This window comes from Enterobacter ludwigii (assembly GCF_001750725.1).
In the GTDB taxonomy this organism is placed as follows: Bacteria; Pseudomonadota; Gammaproteobacteria; order Enterobacterales; family Enterobacteriaceae; genus Enterobacter; species Enterobacter ludwigii.
This window is the reverse complement of record NZ_CP017279.1, coordinates 3,095,354-3,117,421: the sequence shown is the minus strand read 5'-3', so window position 1 is coordinate 3,117,421 and position 22,068 is coordinate 3,095,354. Positions and strand designations below refer to the sequence as shown.

Here is a 22,068-nt window from a genome sequence, read left to right as displayed (position 1 = left end):
GGAATTGCACGAAGTTTATCACAGAGTGGGGGCGGGTGCGGTCGGTCCCCTCTCCCCGGCGGGGAGAGGGGAAGGGTGAGGGGAGAAATTACTGCTCGTGCTCTTCCCACGCCAGGGCGCGTTTCACCGCTTTCTTCCAGCCGCTGTAGCGGTAGTTACGCTCAGTGGTTTCGATGCCAGGGCGGAATTCGCGTTCGATAACCGCTTTTTCCTGCAGTTCATCCAGATTCTGCCAGAAGCCGACAGCCAGACCTGCAAGATACGCCGCACCCAGCGCGGTGACTTCACGTACTTCCGGGCGCTCTACGCGGGTGCCCAGAATGTCGGACTGGAACTGCATCAGGAAGTTGTTGGCAACGGCGCCGCCGTCCACGCGCAGGGCGTGCAGACGAATGCCGGAGTCAGCCTGCATCGCTTCCAGTACGTCGCGCGTCTGATAAGCGATGGATTCCAGCGTCGCGCGGATAATGTGGTTCGAGTTTACCCCACGGGTCAGGCCGAAAATCGCGCCGCGTGCATACGGGTCCCAGTAGGGGGCGCCCAGACCGGTAAAGGCCGGAACCACATACACGCCGTTGGTGTCCTTCACTTTGGTTGCGAAATACTCGGAGTCAAACGCATCGCTGATGAGTTTCATCTCGTCACGCAGCCACTGAATAGACGCACCTGCCATGAACACCGCACCTTCCAGCGCATAGTTCACTTCACCGCGTGGGCCGCAGGCGATGGTGGTCAGCAAGCCGTTTTCTGATTTCACCGCTTTCTCACCGGTGTTCATCAACATAAAGCAGCCGGTACCGTAGGTGTTTTTCGCCATCCCTTCCTTAACGCACAGCTGGCCAAACAGCGCCGCCTGCTGGTCACCGGCAATACCGGCAATTGGAATACGCGTGCCGCCTTTGCCGCCGATATTGGTCTGACCGTAAACTTCAGAAGATTTACGGACTTCTGGCAACATCGCGCGCGGGATATCCAGCGCGTCCAGCATCTTGTCATCCCACTCCAGGGTATTGATGTTGAACAGCATGGTGCGCGAGGCGTTGGTATAATCAGTGACGTGGACACGCCCCTGGGTCATCTTCCAGATAAGCCAGGTGTCGACGGTACCGAACAGCAGCTCACCGCGTTTTGCACGTTCACGTGAACCCTCAACGTGGTCGAGGATCCATTTCACTTTGGTACCGGAGAAATACGGGTCAACGACCAGACCGGTTGCGCTACGCACATAGTCTTCCATACCGTCGCGCTTCAGCTGTTCGCAGATTTCTGACGTACGGCGGCACTGCCAGACGATGGCATTGTAAATGGGCTTACCGGTTTCGCGCTCCCAGACGATAGTGGTTTCACGCTGGTTGGTAATACCGATAGCGGCAATCTCGTCGGAACTGATATCGGCTTTCGCCAGCACTTCTACCAGCGTGGAACTTTGTGAAGCCCAGATCTCCATAGGGTCGTGTTCGACCCAGCCTGGACGAGGATAGATTTGCTCAAATTCGCGCTGTGACACGCTGACGATATTCGCGTCATGATCCATTACGACAGCGCGGGAGCTGGTAGTGCCCTGGTCGAGCGCAACGATATATTTTTTTTCGGTCATGGTATGTGTCCCGTAGTCAGATTACAGCGAAGCTTTTTGTTGTGCGGTAGAAGTCGTTTCCTTCTCCTCTTCCACACAGGTGTCGCACGGTAAATGGCGACCAATTAATTTGCGGTAGCTAAATGCACCCAGCGCAGCCCCGACAACCGGTGCAAACAGCGGTACCAGGAAGTAAGGGATATCTTTACCGCCGGTGAAGGCCACGTCGCCCCATCCTGCGATAAAGGCAAAAGCTTTAGGTCCGATATCACGCGCCGGGTTCATCGCAAACCCGGTCAGCGGGCCCATGGATGCGCCGATCACCGCAATCAGCAAGCCAATCAGCAGCGGTGCCAGCGGGCCGCGCGGAATGCCGTTTCCGTCGTCGGTCAGCGCCAGGATAACGCCCATCAGAATAGCGGTAATCACCATTTCAACTGCGAACGCCTGCACAAAATTGATATGCGGGTTGGGATAGGTTGAGAAAATGCCTGCCAGATCCAGACTTTCGACACTGCCACGCACCATATGATGTGTCTGTTCGAAGTCGATGAAAAGATTGTAATAAAGCCCGTAAACTAACGCCGCTGCGCAAAACGCGCCGGCAAACTGAGAAAGGATGAAGGGAACAACTTTGCGTCCGTCGAAGCACGCGAACAGCCACAGCGCGATGGTCACCGCCGGGTTAAGATGTGCGCCGGAAACCCCTGCGGTCAGGTAGATGGCCATCGCCACGCCCAGACCCCAGATAATACTGATTTCCCACTGACCGAAACTGGCACCCGCCACTTTCAGTGCAGCAACACAGCCCACTCCGAAGAATATCAACAACCCGGTACCAAGGAACTCGGCAATGCACTGGCCTTTTAAGGTTGATGTCTGACTCATAATCGGAATCCTGAAGAAATTGATGTTTATTGTTAGCATGACCGCCCGTGACAGCCACGATGCCCTGTAGACATAGTGTTAATTTATCGTTAACGAGCAAAAACGAGAAATATCGAAATCAAAATGTGTGGTCTGCGTCAATAAAATGAGCGTTTTCGCGCCATAAAGCGCATTTTTACACCAATAGCAAAATGTGAGCTGAATCATTTCATTAACGAATCAGTTAACAATTTAGGGGTATATGCCGCGAACGCACCAGGACGAGGCCGAAAAGTGTTGCAAACCACGATCTGCGCGGTCTGCCGCTGGACAGGGGCGACGGGGCTTCATACAATCGGCATATCTGTTGTGCGCGTTTACGTTAAAGCGTCGCCTTGCAATTCAGGAGAGGTAGGATCATGTCTTTAGAAGTGTTTGAGAAACTGGAATCGAAAGTACAGCAGGCGATTGACACCATCACGCTGCTGCAGATGGAAATTGAAGAGCTGAAAGAGAAGAACAACAGCCTGGCGCAGGAAGTTCAGAACGCCCAGCACAGCCGTGAAGAACTGGAGCGCGAAAACAACCAGCTACGTGAACAGCAGAATGGCTGGCAGGATCGTCTGCAGGCGCTGCTGGGGCGTATGGAAGAAGTGTAATTTCTTTCGGGAAATGCAGAACAGGCCGGGTAAGGCGTCGCCGCCACCCGGCTTTTTTTATTACTCGATATCCAGCGGATCTTCGGAAAGGATAATCCCGGTGTTATCGGCATAGAGATGGTCACCAGAGAAGAAGGTCACGCCGCCGAAATTGACGCGCACGTCGCTTTCGCCGATACCTTCACCCGCAGCACCCACCGGAATGGCCGCGATAGCCTGAATGCCAATGTCCAGGTCTTCGAGATCGTCCACCTGGCGCACTGAGCCATACACCACAATGCCTTCCCACTCGTTCTGTACGGCAAGACGGGCGAGCTCAGCATCAATGAGGGCACGACGTACGGAGCCCCCGCCATCAACCAGCAGAACGCGGCCACGGCCGTTCTGTTCGAGCAGATCATAGAGCAACCCGTTATCCTCGAAACATTTCACCGTGACGATTTGTCCGCCAAACGACGACCGCCCACCAAAGTTGGAGAACAGCGGTTCAACGACGTTGACATCTTCCTGGTAGATGTCACAAAGCTCGGAGGTATCGTATTTCATAGGTTTAACGCTCAGTTGCTGCGAATGTGTTCAGTATATCGTGCTAAATGCGTTGTTGGCAAAATCATCAATTGTTAATTGATATTTGTCAGTTAACCCAGCGTCTGACTTAAGACAATCCCGATGACGAACAACAGGTTAGTCAGCAGTGCCCCTTTTACCGTACGCTCCAGCATTGGCGGCATGGCCGCAGGGCTGAGTTCACGCATGACGAATCGCGCCTGCTTAATCAGCAGCGGTGCGGCGAGTACAAACAGCCAGCCCCATATGCTGTGCAGCGAGATAACGTTAAACAGCGCCAGGCACAGCAGAGCGCCCAGCAGCAGACACGCATGATAACGGCGTGCATTAACGGGCCCCAGACGCACGGCCAGCGTGTTTTTGCCGTTCTTACGGTCGCTGTCGATATCGCGCAGGTTGTTGATGTTAAGCACCGCCGTCGCCAGCATGCCGCAGGCGGTTGCCGGCAGGAACAGGGCCGGGATCAGGGTATGTGCCTGTAAGTACCCGCTCCCCATCACGCTCAGCCAGCCGAAGAACACCAGCACGGAGATATCACCCAGCCCAATATACCCGTAAGGGCGGGTACCGACGGTATAGGTAATGGCGGCAATAATGGCGAGCAGACCCAGTACCAGGAAACCAATGAAATCGCTGGGGGTTTTAGACGCGACCGTTACCAGCGCCAGGCCGGAAAGACAAATCAGCGCCACGGTGATGATCAGCGCGCGCTTCATCTGCGCCTGGGTAATGACCCCTTTCTGCATACCGCGCAGTGGCCCGATACGGTCGGGTTTGTCGCTGCCTTTAACCGCATCGCCATAGTCGTTGGCGAGATTGGAGAGAATTTGCAGCAGACCGGCGGTAATCAGTGCCAGCCCGGCAACCAGCGGATCGAAATAGCCTTGCCACCAGGCAAGCGCCGTACCGACGATAATGGCGGCAAAGGCCAGAGGAAGAGTTTTAGGGCGCAGACTTTCGAGCCACGCCTGAGTACGGCTGATGTCAGTCATAGTAATTTAGCCAATAAAAATGGGGGCTTTAGCCCCCATTAAACGTGATGAGAATGCAGTAACCGCGATTATAGGATAAAACGGCTCAGATCTTCATCTGCCACTAACGCATCCAGGTGTTTACCCACATATTCTGCGTCAATGGTAATGCTTTGACCGTTCAGGTCGCTCGCATCATAAGAGATATCTTCCATCAGGCGCTCCAGCACGGTGTGCAGACGACGGGCACCGATGTTCTCGGTGGTTTCGTTGACCTGCCAGGCGGCCTGGGCGATGCGTTTGATACCGTCTTCAGTGAACTCGATGTTCACACCTTCGGTTGCCATCAGCGCTTTGTACTGTACGGTCACAGAGGCATTTGGCTCGGTCAGGATGCGTTCGAAATCTTCAGTGGTCAGCGCCTGCAGCTCCACGCGAATCGGCAGACGACCCTGCAGTTCCGGGATCAGGTCAGACGGTTTCGCCACCTGGAATGCGCCAGAGGCGATAAACAGGATGTGGTCCGTTTTGACCATACCGTGTTTGGTGGAGACGGTGCAGCCTTCAACCAGCGGCAGCAGGTCGCGCTGAACGCCTTCACGGGAGACATCCGGGCCTGAGGATTCGCCACGCTTACAGATTTTGTCGATTTCGTCGATAAACACGATACCGTGCTGCTCAACCGCGTCGATAGCATCCTGCTTCAGCTCTTCCGGGTTCACCAGTTTCGCCGCTTCTTCTTCGATCAGCAGCTTCATGGCGTCTTTGATTTTCAGCTTACGCGCTTTCTGCTTCTGGCCGCCCAGGTTCTGGAACATAGACTGCAGCTGGCTGGTCATCTCTTCCATGCCAGGCGGTGCCATGATTTCCACACCCATAGGGGCAGCAGCAAGATCGATCTCAATCTCTTTGTCGTCCAGCTCGCCTTCACGCAGTTTTTTGCGGAACGCCTGACGCGCCGCTGACGGCTCAGCCTGCTGTTCAGCCTGGCCCCAGTTGTTCTTCGCCGGTGGGATCAGGACGTCAAGAATGCGCTCTTCCGCCATCTCTTCGGCGCGGTAGCGGTTTTTCTCAATCGCCTGGACGCGCACCATTTTGATCGCCGAGTCGGTCAGATCGCGAATGATGGAGTCCACTTCTTTTCCCACATAACCCACTTCGGTGAACTTGGTGGCTTCGACTTTGATGAACGGGGCGTTAGCCAGTTTCGCCAGACGACGGGCGATTTCGGTTTTACCGACACCGGTCGGGCCGATCATCAGAATGTTTTTTGGCGTCACTTCATGGCGCAGCTCTTCTTCGAGCTGCATGCGGCGCCAGCGGTTACGCAGGGCAATAGCCACGGAACGCTTGGCGTTGTCCTGGCCGATAATATGCTTGTCCAGTTCGCTGACAATTTCGCGTGGGGTCATTTCAGACATGGGAGATCCTTACGCTTTAGACGGTAATTCTTCGATGGTGTGGTTGTGGTTGGTATAGATGCAGATATCACCTGCAATATCCAACGCCTTCACCGCGATATCGCGCGCGTTCATGTCGGTATTTTCCAACAGCGCACGGGCTGCAGCCTGGGCGTACGGGCCACCAGAGCCAATAGCAATCAGGTCGTTTTCAGGCTGAATGACGTCACCGTTACCGGTGATGATAAGCGAAGCGGTTTCATCGGCCACCGCCAGTAGCGCTTCAAGTTTGCGCAGCATGCGATCGGTACGCCAGTCTTTCGCCAGCTCAACGGCGGCTTTCACCAGGTGACCCTGGTGCATTTCCAGTTTGCGTTCAAACAGTTCGAACAGCGTGAAGGCGTCAGCTGTGCCGCCTGCAAAACCGGCGATCACTTTGTCGTTGTATAAACGACGAACTTTCTTCACGTTGCCTTTCATTACGGTATTACCCAGCGTGGCCTGGCCATCACCGGCGATTACCACGTGGCCGTTACGGCGTACACTTACTATTGTTGTCACGAGCAGACCCCCTGGTTACAGAATCGGGAAACAGAAGCCCTGAGCCTGTGCTCAGGGCTGAATAGAATGATAGATGGGGGGGAATTTGGGGGTTTCAACCCCCGGTAGCGAGTCGAATGCAGTTTGTGTGTCCCGCCACTTTCAAACGGGAAATGGTTCCGTCGGCATTTTCTTTGCCTTTGACCGGGCCAATCACCACGCGATTCCAGCCGTTATTGGTGGTAATGCGTGAATCAAACCCTTCAAAAGCCAGCTGTGCGCGCACCGTTTCCGCCTGCTCAGCACCTTTGAATGAACCACATTGCACCATCCAGCGGCGTTCGTCTTTTTTCTCAGCAGTCTGTTTCGGCGCATCGGTCTCTTTGGTTACCGGTGCGGCCTGCTGCGTTTTCGGCTGCTGCGCAGTGGTATGCGCCGGCGTCTGCAGCAGATCCTGATACGGCTGAGCCGCCTGTTTCTGCGGCTGGGCCTTCGGCGGTTGCTGCACTGGCTGGGACTGCGCCGTTCGCGTTTGCTGCTGATACGGCTGTTCCGTCACCCGCGGCTGCGTTTTAGGCTGCTGCACTGGCTGGGTTTGCGCCCACTGCTGTTGTTGCTGCTGTTGCTGTTGGAGCTGCTGCTGCGCCTGACGACGCTGCAGCGTTTGCTGACGCTGTTCCGGCGTCTGCTCGTTCCACGGCACTTCGTTCAGCTGCGTAGGCTGCTGGCGCATATCGGCCTGCATTTGTGCCAGCAACTGACGCTGTTCATCCGTCAACTGGCTGGCATTTTGCACTTCGCCACCCGCTGAAGGTTCGGTCGGCGCACGTACGCCAGGCTGACGGCTTTCCAGCTCTTTGATATAGCGCCAGCGCTCTTCAGGCTTCGGCGGAAGGCCGTTTCCGGCAACCTTGCTGGCCTGAAGCGCCTCGGACTCTTCTTTTTTATGGTGCGTGATAAAGTACAGACCACCAATAAAGGCCACGACTACAGCCGCAGCAATAGCGACCATCGCTGGCGAGACAGCAGGCAGGTTACGTTGCTTTTTCCTTGAGCTACTCTTTTTGCGTCGCGAAGGTGCCGGCTGGCCGCGACGTACATAATCTCGTTGTGCCACTATCGTTTCGCTGTATTTATTCGTTCGTCAGCCCGCCATGTTACTTAAGCGGCGGGGCTTTGACCAGATAAGGGTGTCTGAAAGACATTTACTTTAAGTCAATGCCTGGGTAGAACCGCGCACAATCAATTCACAGTCCAGCAACCGCGAGCCGCTGTTAACTGTTTGACCATGCAGCTGATCCAGCAGAAGAAGCATCGCTTCACGCCCAATATCATAGCGCGGCTGCGCCACGGTCGAGAGTGGAGGATCGCAAAATTCTGACAGCGAAATATTATCGAATCCGATGATCGACAAATCTTTCGGTATGCGCAGGCCGCGGCGCTTCGCATACGATAATGCCCCCAGTGCCATCACATCGCTGTGACAGAATACCGCGGTCGGCGGCTCGGGCAGATCCAGCAGCTTCTCCAGCGCCTGTCCACCAGCTTCAAAGGTGAAATCCCCGCGAGCAATGTAGTGCGGATCGACGGTGACGCCGGTACGGCGCAGCGCCTGAACGTAGCCCTGCAGGCGGTAGTGGCACAATGGCATCTCTTCCGGCCCGGCAATGCAGCCAATACGCTTGTGCCCCAGCTCCTGAAGATAGTTGACGGCGTTGAACGCGGCGGTCAGGTTATCAATATGTACCGTCGGCAGCTCCAGCTCTGGTGCAAACTCGTTGGCCATCACCATCGGCGGTAAATTGCGCTGCTCTTCAATGCTGGCATCAAACGGCAGGCGAGACCCAAGCAGCAACATGCCGTCGATCTGCTTGGTGATAATGAGGTCGATAAAGGTTTTTTCCTGCTGGTTCTGGTGAGCGCAGTCGCCAATCAGCACCAGATAACCTTGCTCTGCCGCCGTCACTTCGATACCGCGAATAATCTCGCTGAAGAAGGGATCGCAGATGTCCGGCACAATCACCAGGATGGTGCGCGACTCATTGCGTTTAACGTTTCGTCCCATCGCCTGCGGGAAATAGCCCACTTCCAGCGCAGCCTGCTCTACCCGGTTACGGGTCGCCTGGGAGACTTTATCCGGGTTCATTAATGCGCGGGACACGGTTGCCGTAGAGACTTGTGCTTTCTGGGCAACGTCTTTCATGGTCGCCGTGGCAACCTCTTTCCTGGACTTCAACGTCTTCTCCTCGCCTGAACACCGAACTTCTGACGCCACCATTTTTACAGATAGTTAATGGAATCGGTTACAGAATTTTCATAAAAAGTGTGAGGAGCGTTAAATTTTTCGATCCGTCTTCAGCCTTCGATAGGATCAACGTCCAGTACCCACTTCACTTTGCGCGCTTCCGGTAGGGTATTGATCAGCACCAGCGCGCCGCTGACGATATGTTGCAGGCGGATGCGCGAAGGGTGCTGGAGCAAAATCTGCCAGCGGAAACGTCCACCACGCTTTGGTGCCAGCGCCGGCACCGGCCCCAGTATCCACAGCGGGTTATCCACCAGCGGACTGGCCTGCAGGAGGTTTCTCAGCTGCTGCAGGAAAAGCGGTGCCTGCTGGTTGTTGTGATCTTCTGCGCGGATGATGACGTGGCTGGTCCACGGCGGAAGCTGCATCGTCTGGCGTTCTGCCAGCGCCTGCTCCGCAAACGCGTCATAGCCTTTATGCAGCAGGGTTTGCAGTAACGGATGTTCAGGATGGTGGGTCTGTAATACCACCTCACCCTGTTTGCCTGCGCGACCGGCACGTCCGGCAACCTGGGTATAAAGCTGGGCAAAACGTTCTGCAGAGCGGAAATCGGCCGAAAACAGCGCGCCGTCTACGTCCAACAGGGCGACCAGCGTTACGTCCGGGAAGTGGTGCCCTTTGGCCAGCATCTGCGTGCCAATCAGAATGCGTGCGCCACCGCGATGCACTTCCGCCAGCTGCTGTTCCAGCGCCCCTTTGCGGCTGGTGGTGTCACGGTCGATGCGGGAAAGAGGAACGTCAGGGAAGAAAGGCTTAAGGGCCTCCTCCAGTTGCTCCGTCCCCAGACCGACCGGCACGATATGCGTTGAGCCACATGACGGACACTGGCGTGGTACCGGCCGCTGGCTGTCGCAGTGGTGGCAGCGCAAATGGCGCTGGGCCTGATGGAATGTGTAGTAGTGGTCGCAGCGCGGGCATTCGGCAATCCAGCCGCAGTCGTGACACAGCAGCGCCGGGGCAAATCCGCGGCGGTTAAGGAACAAAATGACCTGATTACCGGCCTGCAAATGCTGGCGCATCCGGGTGATAAGCGCAGGCGCTAACCCCGCCTGCACCTGCTGGCCTTTTAGATCCAGCACATGCTGAATGGCAGGGCGTGCGTTCCCTGCGCGCCGCGTCAGGCGCAGCATGTGGTATTTACGCTGGCGAACGTTATGCAGCGTTTCGAGGGCGGGCGTCGCGGAGCCAAGAATAATCGGGATTTGCTCGCTGTGGGCGCGATAAACGGCCAGATCGCGGGCGTGATAGCGCCAGCCTTCCTGTTGCTTATAGGAGCTGTCATGCTCTTCATCGATGACGATAACGCCGAGGTTTTTAAACGGCGTAAACAGCGAGGAACGGGTGCCAATCACAATCGCCGCTTCGCCGTTTTTGGCTTTCAGCCAGGCGCTGAGGCGCTCGCTGTCGTTCAGGCCCGAGTGTAACACTTCAACCGGCGCATTAAACCGCTCGCGAAAACGGGCGATGGTTTGTGGTGTAAGGCCGATTTCCGGAACCATCACCAGCGCCTGTTTACCCTGCGCAAGCACGTTTTCCAGTACGCTGAGATACACTTCTGTTTTGCCGGAGCCGGTGACCCCTGCCAGTAGCCAGGCGGAGAAATGATCGGAGGCGCTGTGAATGGCTCCTACGGCGGTGGCCTGCTCGGTGTTGAGTCGCAGACGATCCCCTGAAACGGAGAAACTGTCCCGCCAGTCATAAAGGGCAGGCGCCTCGCTTGCCAGTTCGCTCAGCCCTTTTTTGCGCAGGGCCTGCAGCGCCGTTTCACTCACCGCAAGCTCATCAACCTGATGTCGCCAGATTTTCCCCTGACGCAGGGCCGCCAGCGCCTGCTGCTGTTTCTGCGAGCGTTTCAGGCTATTGATATCGACCGCCTGACCCTCTTCAGTGGCAAACCAGTACCACAGGGGAGCGTGGCTGGCACTTTTACCCTGACGAAGCATAATAGGCAGGGCGTGGAACAGGACATCGCCGATGGGGTGATGGTAGTAATCTGCCGCCCACAGCAGGAGCCGCCAGATGCTGGTGGAGAAAACGGGCTCGCTGTCCAGTACCTCCGCGACGGCTTTCAGCTCATTGAGCGGCAATTCGCTCTTATCGCTCACTGACACCACAATCCCAATACGCTGCTGTTTGCCAAATGGCACGGTCACGCGACAGCCCGCTTTGGCGCTCATGCTGTCAGGCAGCAGATAGTCAAAGGTGCGGGGAAGCGGAACGGGCAGGGCAACGTGAGCGACGGGCATCGAATCTTCCTGACTTGAAAAGTGGCGCGTTAGTATACACATTAGTGAAAGCGGCGTGCGGATCAGTTTGCATACGTTGGTCAAATTCTGTATGATTCGCCGCCTTTGGTGTACTTTACGCCAAAGAACTTACATTCAACATCGCGTGGTGTCTGGCGTTAGGGCTGGAAGAGCGACGCGGCCTTAACTGAGGTTCTCCCATGAAAAAAGATATTCACCCGAAATACGAAATGATTACTGCAAACTGTTCTTGCGGTAACTCTATCCAGATCCGCTCTACCGTGGGTCACGATCTGAACCTGGACGTGTGCGGCAAATGCCACCCGTTCTACACTGGTAAGCAGCGTGATGTTGCAACCGGTGGCCGTGTTGACCGCTTCAACAAGCGTTTCAGCATCCCGGGCGCTAAGTAAGTTTCCCGAAAAAAAGGCACCGCAAGGTGCCTTTTTTGTATCCGCTTCTCAGTATTCCCACGTATCCGGGTCGATACCCAGTTCACGCATGATCACCTTCGCCTCTTCCGGAATTTCATCACTACGCTCTTTGCGCAGATCTTCATCGTTTGGCAACGGTTGACCGGTAAACGCATGCAGAAACGCTTCGCACAGCAGTTCGCTGTTGGTCGCGTGGCGCAGGTTGTTCACCTGACGACGCGTACGTTCATCGGTGAGGATCTTCAACACCTTCAGAGGAATGGAAACCGTAATTTTCTTTACTTGCTCACTCTTCTTACCGTGCTCAGCGTATGGGCTGATATATTCGCCGCTCCATTCAGCCATGAGATACCTTTAATCCTCTCAGTCATTAATCTAAAGGTGCAAAACCCGTCATCGCCAGTTTTGACCGTAATCCAGCGTAGTTTACCGTAGAGACGATACCGTGGCACGGATATTGCCGCTGCAGCGTGCACTAAAGCATATAATTTTAACGGCTATTTGCGCATTGCTCAATCTATACGCAAAGAAGTTTAGATGTCCAGATGTATTGACGTCCATACTTTCAGTGTTTACTCTGGTGCCTGACTTTTCACCTCTTTTAGCCAGGAAGCCTTCACCATGACGCGTAAACAGGCCACCATCGCAGTGCGTAGCGGATTAAATGATGACGAGCAGTACGGCTGTGTTGTCCCGCCAATTCATCTTTCCAGTACTTACAATTTTACCGGTTTTAATGAACCCCGTGCGCATGACTACTCCCGTCGCGGCAACCCGACGCGTGACGTAACCCAGCGCACGCTGGCGGAGCTGGAAGGCGGTGCAGGCGCCGTGTTAACCAACACCGGGATGTCTGCGATTCACCTGGTGACGACGGTATTTCTGAAGCCGGGCGACCTGCTGGTGGCACCGCACGACTGTTACGGTGGTAGCTATCGTCTGTTTGACAGCCTCGCAAAACGCGGGTGCTACCGCGTGCTGTTTGTCGATCAAAACGACGAACAGGCGCTGAAACAGGCGCTGGCAGAGAAACCGAAGCTGGTGCTGGTGGAAAGTCCAAGCAATCCATTGTTGCGTGTCGTCGATATTGCGAAAATTTGTCAGCGCGCAAGGGATGCGGGAGCGATAAGTGTAGTGGATAATACCTTCCTCAGTCCGGCCCTTCAGAACCCGCTTGCGCTGGGTGCCGATCTGGTATTGCATTCATGCACTAAATATCTGAACGGTCATTCTGATGTGGTAGCGGGCGTGGTGATTGCAAAAGATCCCGACGTTGTCACCGAACTGGCATGGTGGGCCAATAACATTGGCGTCACTGCGAGCGCTTTCGACAGCTACCTGTTGTTGCGCGGTATCCGCACGCTGTCGCCGCGCATGGAAGTGGCGCAGCGCAATGCTCAGGCGATTGTTGATTTCCTGAAGACCCAGCCGCTGGTGAAAAAGCTCTATCACCCGTCGCTGCCGGAAAACCAGGGGCACGAGATTGCCGCGCGTCAACAAAAGGGATTTGGCGCGATGTTAAGTTTTGAACTGGACGGTGACGAGCAAACGCTGCGTCGCTTCCTGAGCGGGCTGTCATTGTTTACGCTGGCGGAATCATTAGGTGGGGTTGAAAGCTTGATCTCCCACGCCGCGACCATGACGCACGCAGGTATGGCACCAGAAGCACGTGCCGCCGCCGGTATTTCTGAGACGCTGCTGCGTATCTCGACCGGTATTGAAGATTCTGAAGATTTAATTGCCGATCTGGAAAATGGCTTCCGGGTCGCAGCCAAGGGGTAATCATGAGTGTGATAGCGCAGGCAGGGGCGAAGGGTCGTCAACTGCACAAGTTTGGTGGTAGTAGTCTTGCTGATGTGAAGTGTTACCTGCGTGTCGCAGGGATCATGACAGAGTATTCGCAGCCGGGGGACATGATGGTTGTCTCCGCGGCTGGCAGCACCACCAACCAGTTGATTAGCTGGCTCAAACTGAGTCAGACCGATCGCCTCTCTGCGCATCAGGTGCAACAGTCCTTACGTCGTTACCAGAGTGAGCTGATTGCCGGCTTACTGCCTGCGGACGTCGCGGACGGATTGATTAGCGCCTTTACGCATGACCTTGAGCGTCTGGCTGCCCTGCTGGACAGCGGTATTACCGACGCGGTGTATGCCGAGGTGGTCGGTCACGGTGAAGTGTGGTCTGCGCGCCTGATGGCGGCCGTGCTGCAACACCTGGGCGTGGATGCAGCCTGGCTTGACGCGCGTGACTTCCTGCGCGCCGAACGCGCCGCTCAGCCGCAGGTGGATGAAGGCTTGTCATATCCGCTGCTGCAACAGTTGCTGGTTCAGCATCCGGGCAAACGTATTGTGGTGACCGGCTTTATCAGCCGCAGCAGTGCCGGTGAAACCGTGCTGCTGGGACGTAACGGCTCTGACTACTCAGCGACGCAAATTGGTGCGCTGGCAGGCGTTTCCCGCGTCACCATCTGGAGCGACGTGGCCGGTGTCTACAGTGCTGACCCGCGTAAAGTGAAGGATGCCTGCCTGCTGCCGCTGCTGCGTCTGGACGAGGCCAGCGAGCTGGCACGCCTGGCGGCACCGGTTCTGCATGCGCGTACGCTACAGCCCGTTTCCGGGAGCGACATCGACCTGCAGCTGCGCTGTAGTTACACCCCGGATCAAGGCTCTACCCGTATCGAACGCGTCCTGGCGTCCGGTACGGGGGCGCGAATTGTGACCAGCCATGACGACATCTGCCTGATTGAGTTCCAGGTCCCGGTGGGCCAGGATTTCAAACTGGCACACAAAGACATCGACCTGATCCTCAAACGCGCCCAGGTGCGTCCGCTCGCCGTTGGCGTGCATAACGATCGCCAGCTGCTGCAGTTCTGCTACACCGCTGAAGTGGCGGACAGCGCCCTGAAAATTCTTGATGAAGCGGGCCTGCCGGGCGAGCTTCGCCTGCGTCAGGGTCTGGCGCTGGTGGCGATGGTGGGGGCGGGCGTTACCCGCAACCCGCTGCACTGCCATCGTTTCTGGCAGCAGCTGAAAGGCCAGCCGGTTGAATTCACCTGGCAGTCGGAAGAGGGCATTAGCCTTGTGGCCGTACTGCGTAAAGGACCTACCGAGAGTCTGATTCAGGGGCTGCATACCTCTCTGTTCCGTGCGGAGAAACGCATTGGACTGGTGCTGTTTGGCAAAGGAAACATCGGCTCACGCTGGCTGGAGCTGTTCGCTCGCGAGCAGGTGACTCTCTCAGCGCGTACGGGGTTTGAATTTATTCTCGCGGGCGTGGTGGACAGCCGCCGCAGCCTGCTGAACTACGAAGGGCTGGATGCCAGCCGGGCGCTGGCCTTCTTTAACGATGAAGCGGTTGAACAGGACGAAGAGTCGCTGTTCCTCTGGATGCGCGCGCACCCGTATGACGATCTGGTGGTGCTGGACGTGACCGCCAGTGAACAGCTTGCCGATCAGTATCTTGATTTCGCCAGCCACGGTTTCCATGTTATTAGCGCCAATAAGCTGGCGGGGGCGAGCAGCACGGACAAGTACCGTCAAATCCACGACGCGTTTGAAAAGACAGGCCGTCACTGGCTGTATAACGCCACGGTGGGCGCTGGCTTGCCGGTTAACCATACCGTGCGTGATTTGATTGAAAGCGGCGACAGCATTCTGGCGCTGAGTGGCATCTTCTCCGGCACGCTCTCCTGGCTGTTCCTGCAGTTTGATGGCACCGTGCCGTTCACTGACCTGGTGGATCAGGCATGGCAACAGGGCTTAACGGAACCTGACCCACGCGTTGACCTCTCCGGTAAAGACGTTATGCGTAAGCTGGTGATCCTGGCGCGCGAAGCCGGTTATGACATCGAACCTGATGCCGTCCGCGTTGAGTCGCTGGTGCCTGCTGGCTGCGAGGACGACTCTGTCGACCACTTCTTCGAGAACGGCGAAGAGCTGAACGAGCAGATGGTGCAACGTCTGGAAGCGGCAAACGAGATGGGGCTGGTGCTGCGCTACGTGGCGCGTTTCGAAGCGAACGGAAAAGCACGTGTGGGTGTCGAGGCGGTTCGTCCTGAACATCCGCTGGCGGCACTGCTGCCGTGCGATAATGTTTTCGCCATTGAAAGCCGCTGGTACCGCGATAACCCACTGGTGATCCGTGGCCCGGGTGCGGGGCGCGATGTGACCGCCGGGGCCATCCAGTCCGACATCAACCGTCTGGCTAAACTGCTGTAATCTTTCTTGTTCCCTCTCCCTATGGGAGAGGGACAGGGTGAGGGCATCAGACCGCACTCACCTGCCATCATGAACTCCCTTCATCTTCCCTGAGCATTCCTCACCATTCCTGGCGATTATTTCTGTTGACGTCCCTCCGCTTTTCCGTCATTTTTACATCTGGACGTCTAAACGTATAGAAGTTCGAAACACAACACACAATGACACGCGATTGATGAGGTAAGGTATGAGCTTTTTTCACGCCAACCAGCGGGAAGCCCTGAATCAGAGCCTGGCCGAAGTAAATGGTCAGATTAACGTCTCTTTTGAATTTTTCCCGCCGCGCACCAGTGAAATGGAGCAAACCCTCTGGAGCTCTATCGATCGCCTGAGCAGCCTGAAACCGAAGTTTGTCTCCGTCACCTACGGTGCCAACTCCGGTGAGCGTGACCGTACGCACAGCATCATTAAAGGCATTAAGGACCGTACGGGTCTGGAAGCGGCTCCGCACCTGACCTGTATCGACGCGACGCGCGATGAGCTGCGTGCCATTGCCCAGGACTACTGGAACAACGGTATTCGCCATATCGTCGCCCTGCGCGGTGACCTGCCGCCGGGGAGCGGTAAACCGGACATGTACGCCACCGATCTGGTCGCGCTGCTGAAAGAGGTCGCAGACTTCGACATTTCCGTTGCTGCTTATCCTGAAGTTCACCCGGAAGCGAAAAGCGCCCAGGCGGATCTGCTTAACCTGAAGCGTAAAGTGGACGCCGGTGCGAACCGCGCCATTACCCAGTTCTTCTTTGATGTGGAAAGCTACCTGCGCTTTCGTGACCGCTGTGTGTCCGCGGGCATAGACGTCGAAATTATCCCGGGAATTTTGCCGGTCTCTAACTTCAAACAGGCGAAGAAATTTGCCGATATGACCAATGTGCGCATTCCACACTGGATGTCTAAAATGTACGAAGGGCTGGACGATGACCCGGAAACACGCAAGCTGGTGGGCGCAAACATCGCGATGGACATGGTGAAGATCTTGAGTCGTGAAGGGGTGAAGGATTTCCACTTCTATACGCTCAACCGCGCGGAAATGAGTTACGCCATTTGCCATACGCTGGGTGTTCGGCCTGGCGCATAACAAATAGAAGCCCTCTTCGGAGGGTTTTTTGATTTATAAGGGTTTTATTTACCCGCCATATCAGCAATGCTGCCTTTGACGTACAGAACGCACATACTTTCAATGGGAAATTAAACGGAATTAACTATCGAATCTGTGGGTTATCTCAACTATACCTTATCAACAAGGGCGTATATCGTAACCGTAACACTGTAAAAGGGAGCATAGCGATGAGCACGTCAGACGACAGCAATAATGCGGCATCAATCGGCAAGTGCCCGTTCCATCAGGGCAGCGTCGATCACAGCGCGGGGGCAGGCACAGGCAGCCGCGACTGGTGGCCAAAACAACTCCGCGTCGATCTTCTTAATCAACATTCCAACCGTTCTAACCCTCTGGGTGAAGACTTTGACTACCGCAAAGAATTCAGCAAACTTGATTACTCAGCGCTCAAGGGCGATCTCAAAGCACTTCTGACCGACTCTCAGCCGTGGTGGCCAGCCGACTGGGGCAGCTATGCGGGCCTGTTTATCCGTATGGCCTGGCACGGCGCAGGTACCTATCGCTCCGTTGACGGTCGCGGTGGCGCAGGGCGCGGTCAACAGCGCTTTGCCCCCCTGAACTCCTGGCCAGATAACGTAAGTCTGGATAAAGCGCGCCGTCTCCTGTGGCCTATCAAGCAAAAATACGGTCAAAAAATTTCCTGGGCTGACCTCTTCATCCTTGCCGGTAACGTGGCGCTGGAGAACTCTGGCTTCCGTACCTTTGGTTTTGGGGCCGGGCGTGAAGATGTCTGGGAGCCGGATATGGACGTGAACTGGGGTGATGAAAAAGCCTGGCTCACCCACCGTGACCCGGAAGCACTGGCGAAGCGCCCACTGGCAGCCACCGAAATGGGGCTGATTTACGTTAACCCGGAAGGGCCAAACGCCAGCGGTGAACCGCTGTCAGCGGCCGCGGCGATCCGTGCCACCTTTGGCAACATGGGGATGAACGACGAAGAGACCGTTGCGTTGATTGCAGGCGGTCATACCCTCGGTAAAACCCACGGTGCAGGTGAGGCGACCCATGTCGGCGCCGACCCGGAAGCCGCGCCAATTGAAGCGCAGGGTCTGGGCTGGACCAGTACGCACGGTACCGGCGTTGGCGCAGATGCGATCACCTCCGGGCTGGAAGTCATCTGGTCACAAACGCCGACCCAGTGGAGTAACTACTTCTTCGAGAATCTGTTCAAATACGAGTGGGTGCAGACCCGCAGCCCGGCGGGTGCGATTCAGTTCGAAGCGGTGGATGCACCAGACATTATGCCTGATCCGTTCGACCCGTCGAAAAAGCGCAAACCGACGATGCTGGTCACCGATCTGACGCTGCGTTTTGACCCCGAGTTCGAGAAAATCTCCCGCCGCTTCCTGAACGATCCGCAGGCCTTTAACGAAGCCTTTGCGCGCGCGTGGTTCAAGCTGACCCACCGTGATATGGGGCCAAAAGCGCGTTACATTGGTCCGGAAGTGCCGAAAGAAGATCTCATCTGGCAGGATCCACTGCCGCAGGCGGTGTTCAATCCGACCAAAGAGGACATCGAGAGTCTGAAGGCGGAAATCATTGCCTCGGGTCTGTCCGTGAGCGACCTGGTTTCCGTTGCCTGGGCGTCTGCATCGACCTTCCGCGGTGGCGATAAGCGTGGCGGCGCCAACGGTGCGCGTCTGGCACTGGCACCCCAGCGCGACTGGGAAGTTAACGCCGCAGCGGTTCGCGCGTTACCCGCCCTGGAAGCTATTCAGCGTACCACCAACAAAGCGTCACTGGCCGATATCATCGTACTGGCAGGTGTGGTGGGTGTTGAACAGGCGGCGAAAGAGGCCGGCGTTTACGTCAATGTACCGTTCACGCCGGGCCGCGTTGATGCGCGCCAGGATCAGACGGATATCGAGATGTTTAACCTGCTCGAACCGATTGCCGATGGCTTCCGTAACTACCGTGCACAGGTTGATGCCTCCACTACCGAGTCTCTGTTGATTGATAAGGCCCAGCAGCTGACGCTCACTGCACCAGAACTGACGGTGCTGATTGGTGGTCTGCGCGTACTGGGGGCGAACTTCGATGGCAGTCAGAACGGCGTGTTCACCCATCGTGAAGGCGTGCTGAGTAACGATTTCTTCGTGAACCTGCTGGACATGAATACCCAGTGGAAAGCGACCGATGAATCAAACGAGCTGTTTGCCGGCAGCGATCGCGCCAGCGGTGAAGTGAAATACACCGCCACGCGTGCCGATCTGGTATTCGGTTCGAACGCCGTGCTGCGCGCGCTGGCCGAGGTTTACGCCAGCAGCGACGCCCATGAGAAATTCGTCCGCGACTTTGTTGCCGCTTGGGCGAAGGTGATGGATTTGGATCGGTTTGATCTGCAGTAAATACAATCCCCGCTTCGGCGGGGATTTTTTTATTATCCGGCCATACCGGTTATGCCCACTCCCGCAGGAACTGTTGCCCGTACTGATCGGCCACCAGCAGCGCCGCGTAAACCTGATCCGGTGATACCCCGCCTGGCATGTTGTGAATGGTTTCACCCTCTGCGCAGGCTGCCTCGGCAATCAGCCGCATTTTAAGCGGAATATCCTCTTTAATGTTCAGTTGTGCCAGCGTGATGGGCAAACCTACGCTGTGACACAGCGCCGCGACGGTTTCAATTTCCTCTACCGGGGCATTTTCCAGCACCAGTTGCGTCAGCGTCCCAAACGCCACTTTTTCACCGTGATAGAACGAATGTGCCTCCGGCACGGCGGTCATTCCGTTATGAATGGCGTGCGCGGCCGCCAGTCCACCGCTTTCAAATCCAACGCCGCTCAGATAGGTATTGGCTTCAATGATGCGCTCCAGCGCCGGTGTGACCACGTGCTGCCCGGCCGCGAGCATCGCTTTCTCACCCTCTTCAATTAACGTGTTGTAGCACAGCTCGGCGAGGGCTAGCGCAGCCTGGGTACATTTTCCGCCCGCCATGGTGATCGCGCCGCTACGGGAACAGGCGCGCGCTTCAAACCAGGTGGCAAGGGCATCGCCTATCCCGGCGGCCAGCAGACGCGGCGGAGCGCCAGCCACCACCCGGGTGTCGACAATCACCATGTTCGGGTTATGCGGCAGCATCAGGTAGCGATCGAATTCACCGCTGTCGGTATAAATGACGGAAAGGGCGCTGCACGGGGCGTCGGTGGAGGCGATAGTCGGGGCGATGGCAACGGGCACGTCCATAAAATGCGCCAGCGCTTTGGCGGTATCCAGCGTTTTCCCGCCGCCGATACCGAGCACCGCCATACAGTCGGCGCCGTCGGCCCGTTTTTTCAGGCGATCGATTTCGTTTTGCGAACATTCGCCACCGAAGGGCGCGATTTCAGCATGAATTCCCGCTTTTTTGAAACTCTCAAGTAAGGTCTCTTGTGCAAAACCCAGCACAAACTTATCGCCCACAACCAACCAGCGTGTTGCCAGTGGTTTCAGATAGTCGCCGAGACGGGTGAGAACATCAGCGCCCTGGATATATTTCCCCGGCGATTGAATGATACGGTCCATAACAGATCTCCCTTAGAGATTGAGGTTACCAAACGCGTTTTTCCAGTCGTGCTCAAACTTCTCTATGGCTGACTCTACCGCCGGGGTGCCGAGCATTTGTTGCGCTACATCTAAAGGAAGCGTGATTGCTTCACATCCGGCGAGCAGGCAGTCCAGCGCCTGACGTGGTGTTTTGAAGCTGGCGGCCAGCACGCTGCTTTCTGGGGCGTGCCGTTCGAGCAGGGATTGCAGCTCCTGTACCATACGAATGCCGTCCCCGCCCTGAGCGTCGACGCGGTTAACATACGGTGCGACATATTTCGCTCCCGCCAGCGCGGCCAGTAAACCCTGGGCGGCGCTGTAAACGGCCGTGCCCAACGTGGTTATGCCCTCTTTTTTCAGCATTTTTATCGCCATAAGGCCCTGTGCGGTCACCGGGATTTTCACCACGATGTCAGGAATGGCGTTACTCAGGCGTTTGGCTTCTGCCACCATCCCTTCGGCTTCACGGCTCATGGTCTGGGCAAACAGCGTACCCTGTGGCCCGATGGCGTTTTGCAGACGCGGCAGTACGTTCCAGAGGGTTTCGCCGCTGGCGGCTACAATGCTCGGGTTGGTGGTGACGCCGGCAATCGGAAAAATGCGCGCCAGGCGCTCAACCTCTGCCACGTTGGCGGTATCCAGATACAGTTCCATTATTTTTCCTTAAGTCAGAAAGGTTAACTTAAGGATAAGGTGGGGCTGCTGGCCGGGGATACAGGTCAATTTTGCCAAATACTGGACAAATGTAATGTGCTTAGTGAAGTGAGAGGGCGATCACAATGCTAGTTTTTGGCAGTCAGCTGGCTGTGATACTGGCGGCGGTACTCGGAAGGGGAGCGTTCGGTATGTTTACGAAAGAGGCGGCAGAAGTAGTTGCTGTCTGTAAAGCCGCAGCGGGCGGCAATGTCTTTGATTTTTAGATCATAACCCTTGAGCAACTGGCGCGCGTGTTCCAGACGCGTTTGGGTCAGGTATTCATTGAACCCCACGTTCCCGGTCTTCTGAAACAGATGTGAAAGGTAGTTGGGTGAAATATAAAACGCCCGCGCCACGGAATCGCGGGTCAGCGGTGAGGCGTGATGTTCATCGAGATAGCGCCGGATGGCTTCAAACAAAGCACGACTGCGGCTGTCAGTATGAATGTCGCTGCCAAGAAGATCGCGACAGTGGCTGAGCATACTCAGTACCACCAGTCTGGCCGTTTCCTGTTCATCAGGCTGCATCTGCAGCTCGGCCAGCGTTTGCAGGAGAAACGCTCCGGTTCGGGGGCCGCGCCGGGCAACCTGCTGGTGCTGTATAAGCACGTTATCCCGATAAAGACGAAGCGACAGCTGCTGTTTACCGAAGCTGATGCTGAGCGCGTGACCGGTATGAAGTAACCCCTCCGCAGAGGAAGAAAACCACGCTTCGCAGGCATTATCGAGGTTAATGACCAGGCAAGGCGTTGTGCGGGAGTGTGGGTCGGGCGGGGCAACAAACCGTACGTCACGTAGCGCGACGGTGCCATTAATGAGGTCGGTCAGAAGGGTGCTGATGTCGTGGTGCATGGCGTGAATACCGGATATCGCCCGGCAGCGTTAGCGCTGCCGGGCCTGTATGAAGCCA

General features: G+C 56.3%; 19 protein-coding genes. 6 read left to right on the top strand and 13 right to left on the bottom strand.

Translation table 11 applies throughout. The annotated features are described in order from the left end of the window. Nucleotides 1-88: 88 nt before the first annotated feature. On the bottom strand, nucleotides 89-1,597 hold the full coding sequence (gene glpK / locus BH714_RS14640) for a glycerol kinase GlpK (protein WP_014172201.1): 1,509 nt from the start codon (nucleotides 1,595-1,597) through the stop codon (nucleotides 89-91). 21 nt (nucleotides 1,598-1,618) lie between these two features. Continuing rightward, complete coding sequence (locus BH714_RS14635) at nucleotides 1,619-2,464, bottom strand: MIP/aquaporin family protein (RefSeq protein ID WP_014885705.1); 846 nt, start codon at nucleotides 2,462-2,464, stop codon at nucleotides 1,619-1,621. A gap of 398 nt (nucleotides 2,465-2,862) precedes the next feature. Between BH714_RS14635 and zapB the strand changes: the two genes are divergently transcribed. Then, nucleotides 2,863-3,102: a septal ring assembly protein ZapB gene (gene zapB / locus BH714_RS14630; RefSeq protein WP_008501806.1), complete on the top strand. Its 240-nt coding sequence runs from the start codon at nucleotides 2,863-2,865 to the stop codon at nucleotides 3,100-3,102. Nucleotides 3,103-3,162: 60 nt separating this feature from the next. Here the strand turns inward: zapB and rraA are convergent, their stop codons facing one another. From rraA to priA, 7 genes are all read right to left on the bottom strand, one after another. Next, nucleotides 3,163-3,648: a ribonuclease E activity regulator RraA gene (rraA, locus tag BH714_RS14625; RefSeq protein ID WP_014172197.1), complete on the bottom strand. Its 486-nt coding sequence runs from the start codon at nucleotides 3,646-3,648 to the stop codon at nucleotides 3,163-3,165. A 92-nt stretch (nucleotides 3,649-3,740) separates the two neighbouring features. Then, nucleotides 3,741-4,661 (bottom strand): 1,4-dihydroxy-2-naphthoate polyprenyltransferase, encoded by a 921-nt coding sequence (gene menA, locus BH714_RS14620; protein ID WP_040018286.1) that lies wholly within the window; start codon nucleotides 4,659-4,661, stop codon nucleotides 3,741-3,743. 68 nt (nucleotides 4,662-4,729) lie between these two features. Continuing rightward, a complete protein-coding gene (gene hslU / locus BH714_RS14615) occupies nucleotides 4,730-6,061 on the bottom strand; it encodes an HslU--HslV peptidase ATPase subunit (protein WP_014172195.1) in 1,332 nt (443 codons plus the stop codon). Nucleotides 6,062-6,070: 9 nt separating this feature from the next. Beyond that, complete coding sequence (hslV, locus tag BH714_RS14610; RefSeq protein WP_014172194.1) at nucleotides 6,071-6,601, bottom strand: ATP-dependent protease subunit HslV; 531 nt, start codon at nucleotides 6,599-6,601, stop codon at nucleotides 6,071-6,073. A gap of 94 nt (nucleotides 6,602-6,695) precedes the next feature. Next, nucleotides 6,696-7,697, bottom strand: a complete 1,002-nt coding sequence (gene ftsN / locus BH714_RS14605; protein WP_014172193.1) for a cell division protein FtsN — start codon at nucleotides 7,695-7,697, stop codon at nucleotides 6,696-6,698. 93 nt (nucleotides 7,698-7,790) lie between these two features. Then, a complete protein-coding gene (gene cytR, locus BH714_RS14600; protein ID WP_020883949.1) occupies nucleotides 7,791-8,816 on the bottom strand; it encodes a DNA-binding transcriptional regulator CytR in 1,026 nt (341 codons plus the stop codon). Nucleotides 8,817-8,935: 119 nt separating this feature from the next. Continuing rightward, the gene (gene priA, locus BH714_RS14595) at nucleotides 8,936-11,131 is read right to left on the bottom strand and encodes a primosomal protein N' (RefSeq protein ID WP_020883948.1); all 2,196 of its coding nucleotides are present in this window, start codon (nucleotides 11,129-11,131) and stop codon (nucleotides 8,936-8,938) included. Nucleotides 11,132-11,331: 200 nt separating this feature from the next. Here priA and rpmE point away from each other — a divergent pair, with 200 nt between their 5' ends. Beyond that, nucleotides 11,332-11,544: a 50S ribosomal protein L31 gene (rpmE, locus tag BH714_RS14590; protein WP_003862040.1), complete on the top strand. Its 213-nt coding sequence runs from the start codon at nucleotides 11,332-11,334 to the stop codon at nucleotides 11,542-11,544. A gap of 48 nt (nucleotides 11,545-11,592) precedes the next feature. Here rpmE and metJ read toward each other — a convergent pair whose 3' ends face one another. Further along, nucleotides 11,593-11,910, bottom strand: a complete 318-nt coding sequence (gene metJ, locus BH714_RS14585) for a met regulon transcriptional regulator MetJ (RefSeq protein WP_007369220.1) — start codon at nucleotides 11,908-11,910, stop codon at nucleotides 11,593-11,595. 276 nt (nucleotides 11,911-12,186) lie between these two features. Between metJ and metB the strand changes: the two genes are divergently transcribed. The 4 genes from metB (at nucleotide 12,187) to katG (ending at nucleotide 19,289) form a co-directional block, all read left to right on the top strand. After that, nucleotides 12,187-13,347, top strand: a complete 1,161-nt coding sequence (metB, locus tag BH714_RS14580; protein ID WP_014172189.1) for a cystathionine gamma-synthase — start codon at nucleotides 12,187-12,189, stop codon at nucleotides 13,345-13,347. Nucleotides 13,348-13,349: 2 nt separating this feature from the next. Continuing rightward, on the top strand, nucleotides 13,350-15,782 hold the full coding sequence (locus tag BH714_RS14575; protein ID WP_040018285.1) for a bifunctional aspartate kinase/homoserine dehydrogenase II: 2,433 nt from the start codon (nucleotides 13,350-13,352) through the stop codon (nucleotides 15,780-15,782). Nucleotides 15,783-16,008: 226 nt separating this feature from the next. Further along, nucleotides 16,009-16,899 carry a methylenetetrahydrofolate reductase gene (gene metF, locus BH714_RS14570; RefSeq protein WP_014172187.1) on the top strand — a complete coding sequence of 297 codons (891 nt, stop codon included), beginning with the start codon at nucleotides 16,009-16,011 and terminating at the stop codon, nucleotides 16,897-16,899. 209 nt (nucleotides 16,900-17,108) lie between these two features. Next, nucleotides 17,109-19,289, top strand: a complete 2,181-nt coding sequence (gene katG / locus BH714_RS14565) for a catalase/peroxidase HPI (RefSeq protein WP_025202761.1) — start codon at nucleotides 17,109-17,111, stop codon at nucleotides 19,287-19,289. A 49-nt stretch (nucleotides 19,290-19,338) separates the two neighbouring features. Here the strand turns inward: katG and gldA are convergent, their stop codons facing one another. The 3 genes from gldA to BH714_RS14550 all read right to left on the bottom strand — a co-directional run bounded on the left by gldA (nucleotide 19,339) and on the right by BH714_RS14550 (nucleotide 22,010). Further along, complete coding sequence (gene gldA / locus BH714_RS14560; RefSeq protein ID WP_040018283.1) at nucleotides 19,339-20,442, bottom strand: bifunctional L-1,2-propanediol dehydrogenase/glycerol dehydrogenase; 1,104 nt, start codon at nucleotides 20,440-20,442, stop codon at nucleotides 19,339-19,341. Nucleotides 20,443-20,454: 12 nt separating this feature from the next. Next, a complete protein-coding gene (gene fsa, locus BH714_RS14555) occupies nucleotides 20,455-21,117 on the bottom strand; it encodes a fructose-6-phosphate aldolase (protein WP_040018281.1) in 663 nt (220 codons plus the stop codon). 128 nt (nucleotides 21,118-21,245) lie between these two features. Continuing rightward, entirely contained in the window at nucleotides 21,246-22,010 is a 765-nt protein-coding gene (locus BH714_RS14550; protein ID WP_040018280.1) for a helix-turn-helix transcriptional regulator, read from the bottom strand. Nucleotides 22,011-22,068: the final 58 nt, after the last annotated feature.